At 62.9% G+C, this 14,563-nt stretch carries 17 protein-coding genes; 6 read left to right on the top strand and 11 right to left on the bottom strand.

What is annotated here, in order from left to right:
- Positions 1–160: 160 nt before the first annotated feature.
- The 7 genes from IVB46_RS23800 to IVB46_RS23770 form a co-directional block, all read right to left on the bottom strand.
- A complete protein-coding gene (locus IVB46_RS23800) occupies positions 161–1,567 on the bottom strand; it encodes a hypothetical protein (protein WP_247343548.1) in 1,407 nt (468 codons plus the stop codon).
- 615 nt (positions 1,568–2,182) lie between these two features.
- Positions 2,183–2,956 carry a fumarylacetoacetate hydrolase family protein gene (locus IVB46_RS23795; protein ID WP_247308545.1) on the bottom strand — a complete coding sequence of 258 codons (774 nt, stop codon included), beginning with the start codon at positions 2,954–2,956 and terminating at the stop codon, positions 2,183–2,185.
- Positions 2,957–2,967: 11 nt separating this feature from the next.
- Positions 2,968–3,987 (bottom strand): 2-dehydropantoate 2-reductase, encoded by a 1,020-nt coding sequence (locus tag IVB46_RS23790; RefSeq protein WP_247343545.1) that lies wholly within the window; start codon positions 3,985–3,987, stop codon positions 2,968–2,970.
- A 98-nt stretch (positions 3,988–4,085) separates the two neighbouring features.
- Positions 4,086–4,514, bottom strand: coding sequence for a CBS domain-containing protein (locus tag IVB46_RS23785; RefSeq protein WP_063984529.1), 429 nt, complete (start codon positions 4,512–4,514; stop codon positions 4,086–4,088).
- A gap of 179 nt (positions 4,515–4,693) precedes the next feature.
- Positions 4,694–6,016, bottom strand: coding sequence for an oxalate/formate MFS antiporter (gene oxlT, locus IVB46_RS23780; RefSeq protein ID WP_071915555.1), 1,323 nt, complete (start codon positions 6,014–6,016; stop codon positions 4,694–4,696).
- 260 nt (positions 6,017–6,276) lie between these two features.
- Positions 6,277–7,569, bottom strand: a complete 1,293-nt coding sequence (gene oxlT, locus IVB46_RS23775) for an oxalate/formate MFS antiporter (RefSeq protein WP_071915554.1) — start codon at positions 7,567–7,569, stop codon at positions 6,277–6,279.
- A gap of 245 nt (positions 7,570–7,814) precedes the next feature.
- Complete coding sequence (locus IVB46_RS23770) at positions 7,815–7,952, bottom strand: hypothetical protein (protein ID WP_166098301.1); 138 nt, start codon at positions 7,950–7,952, stop codon at positions 7,815–7,817.
- A gap of 347 nt (positions 7,953–8,299) precedes the next feature.
- Between IVB46_RS23770 and IVB46_RS23765 the strand changes: the two genes are divergently transcribed.
- Positions 8,300–9,631, top strand: a complete 1,332-nt coding sequence (locus tag IVB46_RS23765; protein ID WP_247308549.1) for an Hsp70 family protein — start codon at positions 8,300–8,302, stop codon at positions 9,629–9,631.
- 169 nt (positions 9,632–9,800) lie between these two features.
- Here IVB46_RS23765 and IVB46_RS23760 read toward each other — a convergent pair whose 3' ends face one another.
- On the bottom strand, positions 9,801–10,244 hold the full coding sequence (locus IVB46_RS23760; RefSeq protein ID WP_063984525.1) for an SRPBCC family protein: 444 nt from the start codon (positions 10,242–10,244) through the stop codon (positions 9,801–9,803).
- Between the two features lie 196 nt (positions 10,245–10,440).
- Positions 10,441–10,878 carry a DUF2147 domain-containing protein gene (locus tag IVB46_RS23755; protein ID WP_084795231.1) on the bottom strand — a complete coding sequence of 146 codons (438 nt, stop codon included), beginning with the start codon at positions 10,876–10,878 and terminating at the stop codon, positions 10,441–10,443.
- 138 nt (positions 10,879–11,016) lie between these two features.
- Here IVB46_RS23755 and IVB46_RS23750 point away from each other — a divergent pair, with 138 nt between their 5' ends.
- Both IVB46_RS23750 and IVB46_RS23745 read left to right on the top strand, forming a co-directional pair.
- On the top strand, positions 11,017–11,583 hold the full coding sequence (locus tag IVB46_RS23750) for a DUF2975 domain-containing protein (RefSeq protein ID WP_247308551.1): 567 nt from the start codon (positions 11,017–11,019) through the stop codon (positions 11,581–11,583).
- Between the two features lie 11 nt (positions 11,584–11,594).
- Positions 11,595–11,837 (top strand): helix-turn-helix transcriptional regulator, encoded by a 243-nt coding sequence (locus IVB46_RS23745; RefSeq protein WP_071917595.1) that lies wholly within the window; start codon positions 11,595–11,597, stop codon positions 11,835–11,837.
- 152 nt (positions 11,838–11,989) lie between these two features.
- On the opposite strand, the gene IVB46_RS23740 is transcribed toward IVB46_RS23745, so the two are convergent.
- Positions 11,990–12,679, bottom strand: coding sequence for a hypothetical protein (locus IVB46_RS23740; RefSeq protein WP_247308553.1), 690 nt, complete (start codon positions 12,677–12,679; stop codon positions 11,990–11,992).
- Positions 12,680–13,233: 554 nt separating this feature from the next.
- Between IVB46_RS23740 and IVB46_RS23735 the strand changes: the two genes are divergently transcribed.
- From IVB46_RS23735 to IVB46_RS23725, 3 genes are all read left to right on the top strand, one after another.
- Complete coding sequence (locus IVB46_RS23735; protein ID WP_028151479.1) at positions 13,234–13,443, top strand: cold-shock protein; 210 nt, start codon at positions 13,234–13,236, stop codon at positions 13,441–13,443.
- Positions 13,444–13,540: 97 nt separating this feature from the next.
- Positions 13,541–13,783 carry a transcriptional regulator gene (locus IVB46_RS23730; RefSeq protein ID WP_247308555.1) on the top strand — a complete coding sequence of 81 codons (243 nt, stop codon included), beginning with the start codon at positions 13,541–13,543 and terminating at the stop codon, positions 13,781–13,783.
- Positions 13,784–13,837: 54 nt separating this feature from the next.
- The gene (locus tag IVB46_RS23725; RefSeq protein WP_028151477.1) at positions 13,838–14,062 is read left to right on the top strand and encodes a hypothetical protein; all 225 of its coding nucleotides are present in this window, start codon (positions 13,838–13,840) and stop codon (positions 14,060–14,062) included.
- A 206-nt stretch (positions 14,063–14,268) separates the two neighbouring features.
- On the opposite strand, the gene IVB46_RS23720 is transcribed toward IVB46_RS23725, so the two are convergent.
- Positions 14,269–14,451, bottom strand: coding sequence for a hypothetical protein (locus tag IVB46_RS23720; RefSeq protein WP_063984522.1), 183 nt, complete (start codon positions 14,449–14,451; stop codon positions 14,269–14,271).
- Positions 14,452–14,563 lie beyond the last annotated feature (112 nt).

Here is a 14,563-nt window from a genome sequence, read left to right as displayed (position 1 = left end):
ACATGTTGGCGGCATTGATCGGGTGTACAGGGATGTGATGTGTCTGGATGTTTCGGAGTGCGGGGGTCTGTAGGATGGGTAGAGCGCAGCGAAACCCATCGGCCATCTGCGCGGGGCGATATGATGGGTTTCGCTGCGCTCTACCCATCCTACACACCCTTCACCCGATCCGGTTCAGGCTGTTGCGGATCGTCGAGAAGATGCCGCCGATGTCCTTGCGCAAGGCATCGAGCGCGTTGAAATTGTCAAAGATGCGGGCGAGGCGGTCTTCGACCTCGCGCTTGCTCCTGGCGAGGGCATCGACGCGTGAGGCGAGGGTGACGTCGCCGTTCGCCTCGATCTCGCCGACGGTTTTCGCAAGAAGATCGCGGGTGGTGCCGACCTCCGCGATCAGGGCCTCGATGCCGAACACCGGCGCCTTCAGCGGAACGAGGTCGGCCTGCGACTTCGACAGCTCCATCTTGAAGGTGTTCAGCGTCGCCAGCGTCTCCTGCAACACGCCCAGGCGCTGGCGCGACTGGAGGACGAAATCATTCAGCGCGTTCTGACGGTCGACGAGGGTCTTGCCGTCGGGGTCGGTTTCGACGTCGGCGAGCGAGCGTTCGAGCTGGGCCTGGCGCTGGCCGAGCTCCTCGAAATCGAGCCGGATCGCTTTCAGGATGTTGAAGCTGTCGTCGATGCGGGCGAGGCGCTGCGCGATCTCGATCTTGTTCTTCGAGAGCGTCTCGACGCGAGTGTCGAGCGGCGCCTCGCCGCCGGTCTCGAGCTCGTCGATGCTCTTGGCCAGGCGGTCATGGCTGAGGCCGAGCTCGCCGATCAGGGCATTGATGCCGGCGTCCGACGAGCGCAGCGGGATCAGCTCGGCATGGGATTTCGCCAGATCTTCCTTGTACTGGCTGAGGGTCACGAAAGTGTCCTGGACCGCGTTCACCCGTGACAGCAGCGCCGATACGTCGCGCGCAACATCTTTCAGGCGGTCGGCGAGGTTGTTCTTGCGGTCGTCGGTCTCGAGGTCGAGCAGGGAGCGTTCGAGCTGGTTCTGGCGGTCGCGGATCTCGGTGAAAACAGGCTCGACCGCGCGCCGCTGATCGGCGACCTTGCCCACCATCTCTCGCACTCCCTGCTGGCGCCGGCGGATCTCGGCGAGCTGGTCGTGCATGTCGGTGGATTCGTTGCGGCCCTGCTGGAGCAGGGCGCGCTGCTCAGTCTCGCCCAGCTTGTCGTGGAGGGCGGAGACGGCCTCGCGGGGATCGCTTTCGATCAGGTGCTGGACGGTGGCGTCGAGGTGGTTTTGCAGGGCGTGGGCGACGACGACGTCCTCGCGGGTCTTCTTGAGGCGGTCGCGCAGGGTATTGAGGCGCCGGTCCTGACGCGAGAGCCGCCAGGCGGGGGCGCCGATCAGCGCCAGCCCGAGCGTCACGATCGCGCCGGTTGCGATGCGCTGCGGCATCGGCAGGTCCGCAAACATCGCGGGCAGGTGCGCGACGTCATAACCAAACGCCTGCTGGGCGAGGATCGCGATGGCGGCTAGCAGGACAAACCAGGCAACCACGAAAAACAGCCACATCGTGACTTCCCCACCCGGGACACATTCTCGCCATAGTTGCTATTGGAGAGCGGAACCGAGATCAAGGGGCGGGCGGGGTTGCCAGATGTTTCCGGTCGCGCGATCCACTGCTGGTTGCGTCAGTCGATTGGCGGAGAGCAGGGTGCCAGGTTTTCCCGGGGAGCGGGGCAAGGCCTGTAAGCCCGGATGGAGCAAAGCGCAATCCGGGGTCTGCGCGCGCAGAAACGCCCGTCCCGGATTAGGCTTCGCTCCATCCGGGCTACGGCACTGCGTGGGCCCCTTTCGGGGAGGCTAGCAGCAGGCGTCGGCGCGAGCCGGCGAGCCTCGGGCTATCATTTCCCGAGGAAGTTCGTGCGCATCTTGTCGGCGAACCAGACCACGAAGATCGCAGCGAACGAGAGAGCGAAGTACAGAGCCGCCCAGAGAAGTGCATTACTGGCGTTCGACATGACATCCTCCCTTGCATCAGAAATCGATCTGTTGCCGGGAAGGATAGCGGCAGCCGCGACCGCCGATTTGCGCAGGATCAATTTTTGCCGGGCTGCGGCGCAAATGGCCGGCGAGCCTTCATTCCGGGCCCACGATGGATTTGCGGCCTAGGAATGACGCAGCGAGTTACAGCCGAAACTCGTTCGTCAGCTCGCCGATGCCGTCGATCGCGACGGTCACGGTATTCACCGGCTCCTTCATCACCCCGACGCCGACCGAAGTGCCGACGGCGATCAGGTCGCCGGGAAGCAGGGTCATGTCGTGGGAGATTTTGCTGACCAGCTCCTGCGCCGTGAAGATCATGTCCGAGATCGGATAGTTCTGCCGCTCCGCCCCGTTGAGGATGGTGCGCACGGTGAGCTTGGCCGGATCGAGGCGGGTTGCGATGACGGGGCCGAACGGGCCGTAATCATCGATGCCCTTGGCGCGGGCCCATTGCGGGAAAGTGGGATCGCTGGTCAGGATGTCGTTGGCGGTGATGTCGTTGACGCAGGTGTAACCGAAGATGAAGCTGTCCGCTTCCGCCGGCGAGACGCGGGCGCAGGTCCTGCCGATGACGATGCCGAGCTCGCCCTCATAGGTGGTCTTGCCGTCGTAGTAAGAGGGGCGGCGGATCACGGCGCCCGGCGTCGTGATCGTGGTGGTCGCCTTCAGCAGATAGAGCGGCTCCGGCGGCTCGGGCTGGTTCAGCTTGGCGGCGAGCGCGTGGAAATTATTCCACAGCGCGACGATCTTGCTGGGTGTGCAGGGCGCGAGCAGCTCGACCTCCGACAGCGCCAGAGTCTTGCCCGTGGCTGCATGGCGGCCGAACATCTCGCCCTCATGCACGCTGATGCCTGATTGCGTCAGGGTGCCGAAACCGGTCGCACCGGCATGGCGGAAGCGCAGCCACTGTTTCATTTCGCCCGCCATCACGCCACCGCCAGTGCACGGGGATCGGCAGGCGCGGAGACGCCGTCATAGAGGCCGGCGATGCGGGCGCGCTGGGTCACCATCGCCAGCACCGAGTCGAGCGCGGGTGTGGCGATGCCGGTAAGGCGGCCCATCTCCTGCACCACGGTGACGAGCGGGTCGATCTCCATCGGACGGCCGCGCTCGAGATCCTGGAGCATCGAGGTCTTGTGCGCGCCGACCTTGCGGGCGCCCTCGATGCGGCGCTCGACGTCGACGCGGAATTTGACGCCAAACGTCTCGGCGATGCCTTGCGTCTCCACCATGATCGCGCGCGACAGCGCACGCGTGGAGGGATCGGTGCAGATCACGTCGAGCGTTGCATGGGTCAGTGCGCTGATCGGGTTGAAGCAGACATTGCCCCAGAGTTTCAGCCAGATCTCGTCGCGGATGCGGTCGAGCACCGGCGCTTTCAGCCCGGCGGCGACGAAGAGATCGGCGAGGCGCTGCACGTCCGAGGTGATTTCGCCGGAGGGCTCGCCGAGCGGAAAATTGTTGCCGTAGACGTGGCGGATCACGCCGGGCGCTTCGATCTCGGTGGCGGGATAGACGATGCAGCCGATGGCGCGCTCGGCGCCGATCTCGCGCCACTGCCGTCCGCCGGGGTCGATGCTCTCCAGCGTCGAATTCTCGTATTGGCCGCCGTGCTTGTAGAAATACCAATAGGGGATGCCGTTGACGGCGGTGACGATGCGGGTCTGCGGCCCGAGCAGCGGCTGCATCTTCTCGATCACGCCGGTGATCGAATGCGCCTTCAGCGTGATGATGATGTAGTCCTGCACGCCGAGCTCGGCGGGATCGTCGGTGCAGCGCGGATGCACGGTGTGCTTCTCCTCGCCCGCGAGCAGGGTCAGCCCGCGCTCGCGCATCGCGGCAAGGTGGGCGCCGCGTGCGACCAGGCTGACGTCGGCGCCAGCGCGTGCGAGCTGAACCCCGAGATATCCGCCGATCGCGCCGGCGCCGTAGATGCAGATCTTCATGAAATCCTCGCGGGTGTCCGGAATTTTGGGACGAAAGATCCGGTCCGGCTCGGAGAGGTCCGAGCCGGGGCCGGTGGTCGCAGGGGAAGTGTGACGCTTTAAGCTGCTGCTTGCGGCGAGCCGTTGATCGCTTCGTCAACGGCAGCAGCAATGTCGCGCATGCTGATGACGGAGACGAGGCTGTAATCGTCGATGACCGGCAGGTGACGGATGTGATTGCGGTTCATCAGATGCCGGACGTGCTCGATCGTGTCTGAGGAGCTGCAGGACACCAGCTGCTGCACCGACACGAGCTGCGAGACCTTGACGTTAATGGCGTTGGCACCATGCTCGGCGACGGCGCGCACCACGTCGCGCTCGGTGAACATGCCGACCGCGGTGTTGCCTTCGGAGCGGACCACGTCCTTGACCACCAGCGCGCTGATATTGTTGGCGCGCATCAGCTTGGCGGCGATACCCACCGTTTCGTTCATTCGCACCGTGACAACGCGCGGTGTCTTTTTGCGCAGAATGTCTCCGACCAGCATTGCAACCTCCCTAGGTGAATGACAGGGGAAGTGTGGTATACATAATGCCAATCGTCAAGCGTTCGATTTGGCTGATCCGAAAATTCTTGCGGCAGCAATACTGACGTTTGTCATCGTGCCAAAAAGAAAAAGGGACGCATCGCTGCGCCCCTTTCGACCGATTGAAAGGCGTGTGGTCGCTACGCTGTCTCGGTCTTGGCGTTGCCGGTCGCGGCGTTGGCGCTCTCGGCTTCCTTGCCGAGGATGAAGGAGCGGCGCAGCGGCTTGATCACGAACAGCGCCGTCAGCGCCGCCGTCGCGTTCAGCGCCACCGCGACCACGAACACGGCCTTCCAGCCGTAAGTTGCCGAGATCACGCTGGCGAGCGGGACGAGCAGGGATGCCGTGCCCTTCGCGGTGTAGAGCATGCCGTTGTTGGTGGTTGCGTATTTCGAACCGAAGGTGTCGCCGCAGGTGGCGGGGAACAGCGAGTAGATCTCGCCGAACACGCCGAAGTAAACCGCGGTCGCGAGCACGAAGACGATCGGTATGTTTCCATAGGCCGACAGCGTCAGCAGCATCACCGCCGCGGTGCCGAACGCGATGAACATGGTGTGCTCGCGGCCGATCGTGTCGGAGACCCAGCCGAAGAAGGGACGTCCGAAACCGTCGAAGATGCGGTCGAGCGAGATCGCGAACGTCAATGCCGCCATCTGGAAGCCCGCGAGCGTCACCGGCGTGTCGGCGATCTTGAAGTCGTGCGCGATCGGGCCGATCTGTGCCGCGGTCATCAGGCCGCCGGAGGCGACCATGACGAAAACGAGATACATCACCCAGAAAATAGGGGTGCGCAGCACCTGCGGCGGGGTGAAGTCGATCTTGGTCTGCGGCAGATTGAGCTGCTTCTTCTTCGGCGGAATCGAGATCCGCGGCGGCTGGATGAAGAAGGCGAGCACGAACACGATCAGGCCCTGGCCGATGCCGAAGGTGAGGAACGCGTGCTGGTAGCCGCTCGTTACGATCATGGTCGCGATCGGCACAATGGTGAGCGCGGCGCCCGCGCCGAAGCCGGCAGCGGTCGCACCGGCGGCGAGACCGCGGCGATCGGGGAACCATTTCAGCGCGTTGCCGACGCAGGTGCCGTACACCGCGCCGGCGCCCATGCCGCCGACGACCGCGGCGGCGTAGAGCAGGGTGAGCGAGTCAGCGTAGGAGTTGAGCACCCAGGACAGCGCGATCATGACGCCGCCGAACATGACGACGATGCGCGGACCGTATTTGTCGACGAACCAGGCCTCGATCGGCACCAGCCAGGTCTCGGTGACGACGAAGATGGTGAAAGCGAGCTGGATCGCCGCGCGGCCCCAATGATACTTGGCGTCAATCGGATCGACGAACAACGTCCAGCCGTATTGCAGATTGGCGATCATCGCCATGCAGACGATGCCCATGGCGAGTTGGAACCAACGGAAACCGGTGCGAAGAGGCGCAGCTGTGACGGCGCCGTCCGTGCTGGAAATCATCAATAACCTCCCAACGCGCCTGATTGAATGCGACCTGGGATTGCAAGATGACCCAGTGTCGCAAATATTGTGGCTTATCGTCGCAAGCGCGGCGGGGACATTGGTATACCATATTCCAGAAGGCAAGCCCAATCTTGTGACGCAGCGCAAGAAAAGTGCGCGGTTCCCTTCACGTCAGCGGTAGCCAAGGCGGGTTCTGCAAAAACGAAAACGCCCGGCCGTGAGGCCGGGCGTCGTGCTTGAAGGAGTGGTGGAGTGCGTCAGGCGGCGGCGGTCGATTTCGCGACCACGACCTTGCGCCAGGGCTTGAGCACCATGATCGCCAGCAGCGAAGCGAGGATGTTGGCGCCGGCCGCGATGATGAACACGCTGTCCCACGTGCCCGACGATTGCTGCATGTAGTTGGCGATCGGGACAAGCAGCGCGGCGGTGCCCTTTGCGGTGTAGAGCAGGCCCGCATTGGTGGTCGCGAACTTGGCGCCGAACGTGTCGGTGCAGGTCGAGGGGAACAGCGAGTAGATCTCACCCCAGGCGAAGAACACGAAGCCCGACAGCAACACGAACCAGAGCGGGTCGTGTCCCCAGAGGTAGAGCATCCAGATGCCGAAGCCTTCCATGCCGAAGGCGATGAACATCGTGTTCTCGCGGCCGATCATGTCGGAGATCCAGCCGAAGAACGGACGCGTCAGACCGTTGAGCACGCGGTCGATCGTGGCTGCGAACGTCACCGCGGTCATCGTCACCGCCATCAGCGTCACCGGAACGCTGTCGACCTTCCAGTCGACTGCGATCGGCTTCAGGTTCGCCGTCACCATCAGGCCGCCGGCGCCGACGATCACGAACATGAAGTACATCAGCCAGAAGATCGGCTGGCGCAGCACTTCGGTTGGCTGATAGTTGCGGCGGGTCTGTTGCAACGCAGCGTTCTGCACAACGGGAGGCACCTGTCCGGCCTTCGGCGCGTAGAGGAAGAAGGCGAGGATGCAGATGATGATGCCCTGGCCGAGCCCGAAATACAGGAAGGTGGTCTGGAATCCGCTGTCCTTGATCATGGCCTGAATCGGCGCAACCGTGAGCGCGGAGCCCGCGCCGAAACCGGCCGCCGTGATGCCGGCAGCAAGACCGCGCTTGTCGGGAAACCATTTCAGCGCATTGCCGACGCAGGTGCCGTAGACGCCGCCGGCGCCGATGCCCGCGATGATCATGCCGAGATAGAAGCCGTTGAGCGTGGTGGCTTGCGCGTTGATCGCCCAACCGATGGCGCAGAGCACGCCGCCGACGAGCACGACGATGCGCGGGCCGTATTTGTCGACGAACCATCCTTCGACCGGCACCAGCCATGTCTCGAACAGTACGAAGAGCGTAAAGGCCCATTGGATCGAGGCGCGATCCCAGCCGAACTTTTTCTGGATGTCGGGGACGAAGAACGTCCAGCCGTATTGATAATTGGCGATCATCACCATCGCCGCTACACCGACCGCCAATTGCGTCCAGCGATACGTGTCGCTAACCCGCGCGGCGGTTGGAACCGTTGCCTGCACCATGTCCGTCATAAAGCCTCCCGTGGCGCCTCTAATTTTTCTGCGAGCGCTGGAGGGGCATTCTTGTATTCATTATGCCAAGGTTCAAGCGCTGGTCCGATCACCGTGCGCAAATGCCGCAGGACCTTCATCGGTTGCGGCTGTGACTCGGGACAACGCAAATAGAAATGGCCCCGTCCTGCGGGGCCATTCATCAAAAGTAGTATGTGGACGGTTCTGAAACCGGCGCGTCGCGCTTGCCGCGCGGGAGGCGCTGCTTACAGGCCGAAGCGGGGCAGGTCGCCGTTGTGATTCGAAATCTCGGCGCTCGCCATCAGGAAGCGGTCGACCGCAGCCAGGAAGCGGGTGAACAGCGAGGCGGAGGGGGCGAGCGCGACGGAAGCGGTCTTGGACATCTGAATTCCCTTTCTCGAGACGGTCAGTGATGCTGTCTCATTTCGAAGGGCAATCTACGTATACCAGATGCCAGTGTCCATGCATGCCATTGCATGGCAGCATGTATGCTCCCGCATTGCAGCATAATGATCCGTTAAAGGGACCGAACCGAGCTCAAAATTGCCAGCCGGGCTGCTGGAATTGCGAGATCGGCCCCAAAAGGCCCCCATTACGGAGGCAAAAGAGCGCGGACAGAGCGGCGCGCGGGTTCCAAATCCAACCGCACCGCAACATTCAAGGTCTTGGCAGGCCCAGCCAAAGCCGTTAGTGGTCTGCCCCCTTTTCCAATCAACTGTCAGAGTGGTTCATGTCGAGCGCCTCGGCCGCCGTCTCGATCGGCATCGATTTTGGGACCAGCAACACGGTCGTCGCGATCGCGGCGGACGATCGCCGGGTCGAGGCCATCCGCTTCGATCACGGCGGCCAGCGCCACAGCGTCTACGTCTCGGCGCTGTGCTTCTGGGAGGATCGGCCGGGCGCCGGCGCCCAGGCCGAAGGCGGTCCATGGGCGATCGAGACGTTCCTCGAAGGCCGCCACGTCTACCGCTTCCTGCAGTCGTTCAAGACGTTTGCGGCGAGCTCCAGCTTCAACACCACGCAAGTGTTTCGGCAGCGCTTCAAGTTCGAGGACATTCTGGCGGCGTTCCTGCGCACGCTGGCGCGCCATGGCGGCGAAAAGTTCGGCTTCGAGACGTCCAACATCACGGTCGGCCGCCCGGTGCGGTTCGCCGGCGGCAATCCCGACGAAGCGCTGGCGATGCAGCGCTATCGGGCCGCGTTCGAACGCCTCGGCGCCGGCCACGCGCGCTATGTCTACGAGCCCGTGGGCGCGGCGTTCTCCTTCGCCCGACGGCTGGAGCGTGATGCCACCGTGCTGGTTGCGGATTTCGGCGGCGGCACCAGCGATTTCTCCGTGATGCGTTTCTCGCGCGTGGGTGGTGCCTTGCGTGCGGAGCCGCTTGGACACGCCGGCATCGGGATTGCGGGCGACACGTTCGATTACCGCATCGTCGACCACGTCGTCTCGCCGCGGCTGGGCAAGGGGTCCAGCTTCCGCTCGTTCGACAAGGTGCTGCCGGTCCCCACCGGCCACTATACCAACCTCGCGCGCTGGCATCAGCTCGCGATGATGAAGAGCAACGGCGATCTGCGCGAGCTCCGGGAGCTTGCGCGCAGCGCGCTGAAGCCAGAGCTGCTTGAGGATTTCATCACCATCGTCGATCTCGACCTCGGCTTTTCGCTGTACCGCGCAGTGTCCGACGCCAAGGTGGCGCTGTCGGCGCAGGATCAGGTGGACTTCCGCTTCAAAGGCGGCGGGGTCGATATCGGCTCGACCATCACGCGGAAGAATTTTGACACCTGGATTGCCGACGACATCGCCCGGCTGGGTGCCACCGTCGACAAGGTGCTAAGCGAAGCGGGCATCACCGCGCGCGAGGTGGAGAAGGTGTTCTTGACCGGCGGGACTTCCTTCGTTCCGGCCGTCAGAAAGCTGTTTGCCGAGCGGTTCGGCAACGAACGGCTGATGTCGGGCGACCAGTTCGAGTCGATCGCCTACGGCCTTGCGCTGATCGGACACAGCCCCGACCCCGATCGATGGACCGCAAGCGGTGGGATTACGCCGAAGGCGGGCGCGTAGCCCAGCAACAGCCGCCATTGCTTGGCTGCTCGCAATGACGACGGAGAGCTGTCATCAGTGCCGTAGGGTGGGCAATGGCGCGGAGCGCCGTGCCCACCATCTTTCCGAGGTTGAGAGAGCATCGGTGGGCACGCTGCGCTTTGCCCACCCTACGATACTGATTTCGCCGCTACTGATTGATCTCCGGCTCCACGAGCCTTGCGAGGCTTCGCAGCGATTCCTGCCAGCCGAGATAGCAGGCCTCCGGCGGGATGACGTCAGGGATGCCGGCCTGGGTGATGTCGACCTCGGTGCCGACCGAGACCTTCTTCAGCGTCACGGTCACCTGGATTTCGCCGGGCAGATTGGGGTCGTCGAACTTGTCGGTGTAGCGGAGACGTTCGCCCGCGACGAGCTCGAGATATTCGCCGCCGAAGGCGTGGCTGTTGCCCGTCGTGAAATTCCGGAACGACATCTTGAACGTGCCCCCGACCTTGGGCTCGAGGTGATGGACGGTGCAGGTAAAGCCGTTCGGCGGAAGCCATTTCGCCAGCGCATCCGCCTCGAGGAAGGCGCGATAGACTTTCTCCGGACTGGTCGAGAGAACGCGGTGCAGACGTACAGTGCTGGGCATGTTCCTTCATCCTCTTGCATTGATGGGCCCGACCTTGGCGTCTACGGCCCATTCATGTCTCAAGGACGACCGGGACGCCGCCGATCCGACATGGCATTGCAGATAAACGGGGGCCGCCGAAACCGGCGGCCCTTGATGCTGTTTTTGTTGTCGTCTTGGAACTTATCTTGGACGTTGTTTTGGATCGGCTTGCCGCTCAACGCGTCCAGTCTTCACCCGCGCACAACGTTCCCATGCAGCCCCGGACGTTGAGACTGCCGGATGGCAGCAAGCTGACGGTGCTCGCATAGGTCTTTCCGTCGTCGGCATTGTAGATCCTGCCCGACCATTTATTTTCGCCGGCAGCCTGCATGTCGATGAACAGGGAGATGCCGACGATCTTCCGGCCGCGCAATGCAGGATCGGCGTTATGGTCGTCGAGCTGCGCCTTGCCCGTCTTCTTATCGATCGGCTCCTTCAGCCAGACGACCCGGCCGCATAGCGCATTGCCGCAACGGCTCACCTTGATCCTCGCGTCGCCAGACTGTGTCAGCCAGACACCAGCGGGACCGCTGGCCGTTGCGGCTTCAGCGTTTCCAAGCGGGGAGATGGACAACAGCGCTGCGAGCAGGTGCCGGACGAGGGTGGAACGCATGGGGGCTCCATATTGGACCAATTGTCATGAAATATTTCATGATAAACGATCAATATATCGCGCTTAAGGTTGAGTCAATTGTGCGGAACATGCATATTGGGGGAGGGTGGTTGCCTGGAAATTGCGGAGTGCTTGGAGATGGGTGTGGTGGAGATATCGGTACGTGAGGCCCGGCAGAGCTGGTTCCGGCGTCTCGATCTTGCGTTCTGGGCGATCTGGGCGGCACTGCCGGTGGTGGTGTGGCTCGCCTATCTCCGGAGCACGACCGCCTCCGCCTCGATCGCGGCGAGCCTTGGTCCCGACCAGGTGAAATGCGCAGGCCTTGTCGCCAATCCGCTCGAGATGTCGCGCCCGGGACAGCTGTTGTTCTGGACGCTATTTGCGCTTCAGCTCTCGTTCTTCGCCGTGTTGATCGGCATCCTGCACCGTATGGTGCACCGATTCGCACACGGCCGGATCTTCGCGTCCGAGACGCTTCAGGGCGTGTGGTGGATGGGGATCATTCTGGTGATCTGGCCGTTCATCGACCTGATCACCAGCAACGCGGTGGCTTATGCCTTGCACGAGATCGGCGACGTCAAGTTCTTCCTGCCGTCCTACAACGTCGACATCGGCACGATCGCGGGCGGGATGTTCCTGATGGCGCTGAAATTCGTCATCGAGCACGCCATCCTGCTGCAGTCCGAAAACGAGCTGACGATCTGAGGTGAATGCTTGTGCCGATCGTCGTGAACCTCGATGTCATGCTTGCGAAGCGGAAGCGCCGCCTCGGGGACCTCGCCGACGCAATCGGCATTTCCATCCAGAACCTGTCGGTCCTGAAAACGGGCAAGGCGAGGGCGATGCGCTTCTCGACCCTGGCCGCGATCTGCCGCGAGCTCGATTGTCAGCCCGGAGACATCCTCGAATATGTCGCAGGCGAGGAGGGCAGCGATGAGGATGCAGGCGAGGGGAGCTGAGCTCACACCTGGCGAGCCTTGTCCGCCTTCGTGCTGCACGCGAGAACCTGAAACACATCCCCCATGTGCAACGGTTGGCCGTTTGCGCGCTCAATTGAATCGAGCTCGCCTGGTGCGAGATCTACCTCGCGGCCGGCCGGACGACCGATCCGTCAGATCGTTGCCACATCCTGCGGCGTCATCGTGAAGGCGAGCCGGTAGCGGCCGATCGTCGGATTGTCCTGCGCGCCCAGAGCGCCAAGCGCCGCCGGCGAAAGTCGGTCGGCGGTCACCTGCTCGATCGCGTCGGCATCGTAACCCGACAGCAGCATGATCCAGTCGGCGGCGCCGTCCTTGCCGCGGATCTGCTGCTCGGTGGTGGGCGAGCTGGTCCGGGGCGTGTCGGTCAGGAGGAGGTGCGCGCCCGTCAGTCCCGGCATCTGCGCCAATGTGCCGAGCGTCTCCGAGAGATGTGCTTGCAACTCCGCCTCGCGCCCGGCCTCCGGCGAAAGCCGGATGGTGGCGAGCGAGGTCGCGACGCCGCCGCCAAAGCTGGCGGCGACGCGGCACTGGCTGCGGACCATGCCGAGATGGTGCGGCATCATCTTGGTCGACCACGGCGTCGGCGCGTTGAGCCGGTCGAGATATCCCTTCGACGTGAGCACCTCGTACCGCTCCAGCTCGTACAGCACGAAGAAGCCGTCAGTGTCCGTCGTGCTGGTCCAGCGCGATCCGCGCCGGAAGCCGGGAATGCTCATCCGCTCGGGAAAATGTTCGTGGGAATGCCAGTCGCCGAACTCCGCGCGCTGCTCGCGGCGGACGCTCCACCACATCGCGACGGCGGCCTTGCCAAGCAGTGACATGCTGACCTCCCTGTTTTCCAGCACTTTGCCTTGACGCCGACGCCGGGAGCAAGTCGTTCACGCTTCCAATCCGACCCCGCACTGTCAGGTGCGATCTGCTATCCCTGCGCGGCGGTGCCGGCACGTGTGGAGCTTGGCAGTCTTTCGGTGCACACAGTCGATTGGCTGGAGGGAGAGTGGTGCGGGTCTTCCGCGAGCAACTTGCCGGTGGCGTACGGTGAGCGCTCGATAGCACGGCATCGCATCGACGCTCTCGGGCCAGCACAGTTAGCCGACACCAAATCGCGGCTGCGAACGCGCAATTCACCTTGCCTCAGGCGCCTTTCGGGCCTGAATCCGCAAAGTCCGAATTGTTCCGCCGAAGCCCATGAGGCATTAAATCCCGCCAAGCCTTGCAACTGGCGCCGATGAGGTATACGTTGGTGCTGTTCGTTCAGCCGCTGTGCCTTGTTGAATGCGCCCGCGGGCTCCTTTTCCAGAGACATCGACGAATTGAATCTGGTTCTGCGTGAGTGTCACGCGGAATGTGCGCGTATGCGCTTTGGAGAAGAATAATGACGACAGGTACCGTGAAGTGGTTCAACGGCCAAAAGGGCTTTGGATTCATTCAGCCCGACGACGGCGGCAACGATGTGTTCGTTCACATCAGCGCAGTCGAGCGGGCTGGTCTCTCAGGTCTCGCCGAGGGCCAGAAGGTCAACTTCGAGGCCAAGACCGACAAGATGCGAGGCAAGGTCAGCGCAGAGAATCTCTCGCTGGCCTAAGATCCTGCGCCGTTTCACGGATGTACTGAAACGGCCACGCTGCCCGCTCGATCCCAGGGATTGAGCGGGTTTTGTCCGTTGCGGGAGTGGGTGAAGCATGAGCGGCAAGAAGTCGGCTGAACCGTCACCCCAAAGCATTGCGCGTACCAACCGTCAGCGTTTGGCTGCCGAGGAGGGAACGCGGGCAATGGCGGACGTCGAGAGACAGGCCGTCGATGTTCGCAAGAACATGGCGCGGCTTCGCGAACTGCGCGAAGCCAAGGAAGCGGCCGACGCAACTCTTCAAGCATCGCTGCCGGCACCAACCCTGACGAAGCGCAAGAGAAAGCTGACGCCATAGTCGAATTCAACTGCGTCGACGAAAATCTGGAGAGGGCCGGTCACATGCCAGAGAGTGCGGATCGTGCCTAGGATCAAGTCGGACAGCGGTGGTACAATCACCTTCTTTCTTGCGCTTGGCGCCGGCCGGCAGATGTGCCGCCTTGCGACCACGTTTCAGACGCAGAAGCAGGCCTTCAGCTATCTTCAGAAGTACCGGACGGAATTCGAGCGCATCGCGCGGAGCCGACTGGCCTCCGGGGAGCTCGAAGACGGGATCGTCGTGCTTTCGATGCTCTAAAGCATGATACGGACCCGACGGGCCGCGTTAGCGCAAAGTGCGAAGCGGTTTTCCGAAAAGATCATGCTCAGACAATAACCTAAAGCGCGATGACGATTCATTCCGATCTCATCGCACTTTGAGTCAGGCGTCGATTTCGACGCGACGCCCTCAGCGCCAGCCTTCATCGCGCGGATGCAACATTGTGACCCGGCAGGGAACGCGTCCTATTCAGAGCGGTCCTTCGGCTCGGCCTCGCGGGCCAGTCGCTCCGCTTTCAGCCGCTCGCGATTCTCGTTGAAGGAGTGCTGGTCCTTCGCATAGTCATTGATCGGCTTCTGCGTTTTGACAGGCTTGAACGCCTTGTTGGCTTCACGCTTGGCCCGATCCGAGGATTGATCTCTCAACATTTCGACCTCGTTTTGATCAACAAGCTGTGACAGGACAGGTGCTGGCCGACGCCTCCCACCCGCAAACGCTGTACGTGGGCTTGCTACCTTTCGGGGCGAGAAGAAGGCCAAT

Origin of the sequence: Bradyrhizobium sp. 61 (genome assembly GCF_023073075.1) — a bacterium.
GTDB lineage: Bacteria > Pseudomonadota > Alphaproteobacteria > Rhizobiales > Xanthobacteraceae > Bradyrhizobium > Bradyrhizobium barranii.
Note: the sequence above shows the minus strand (reverse complement) of the source record. Positions and strands in the feature narration are given on the sequence as shown.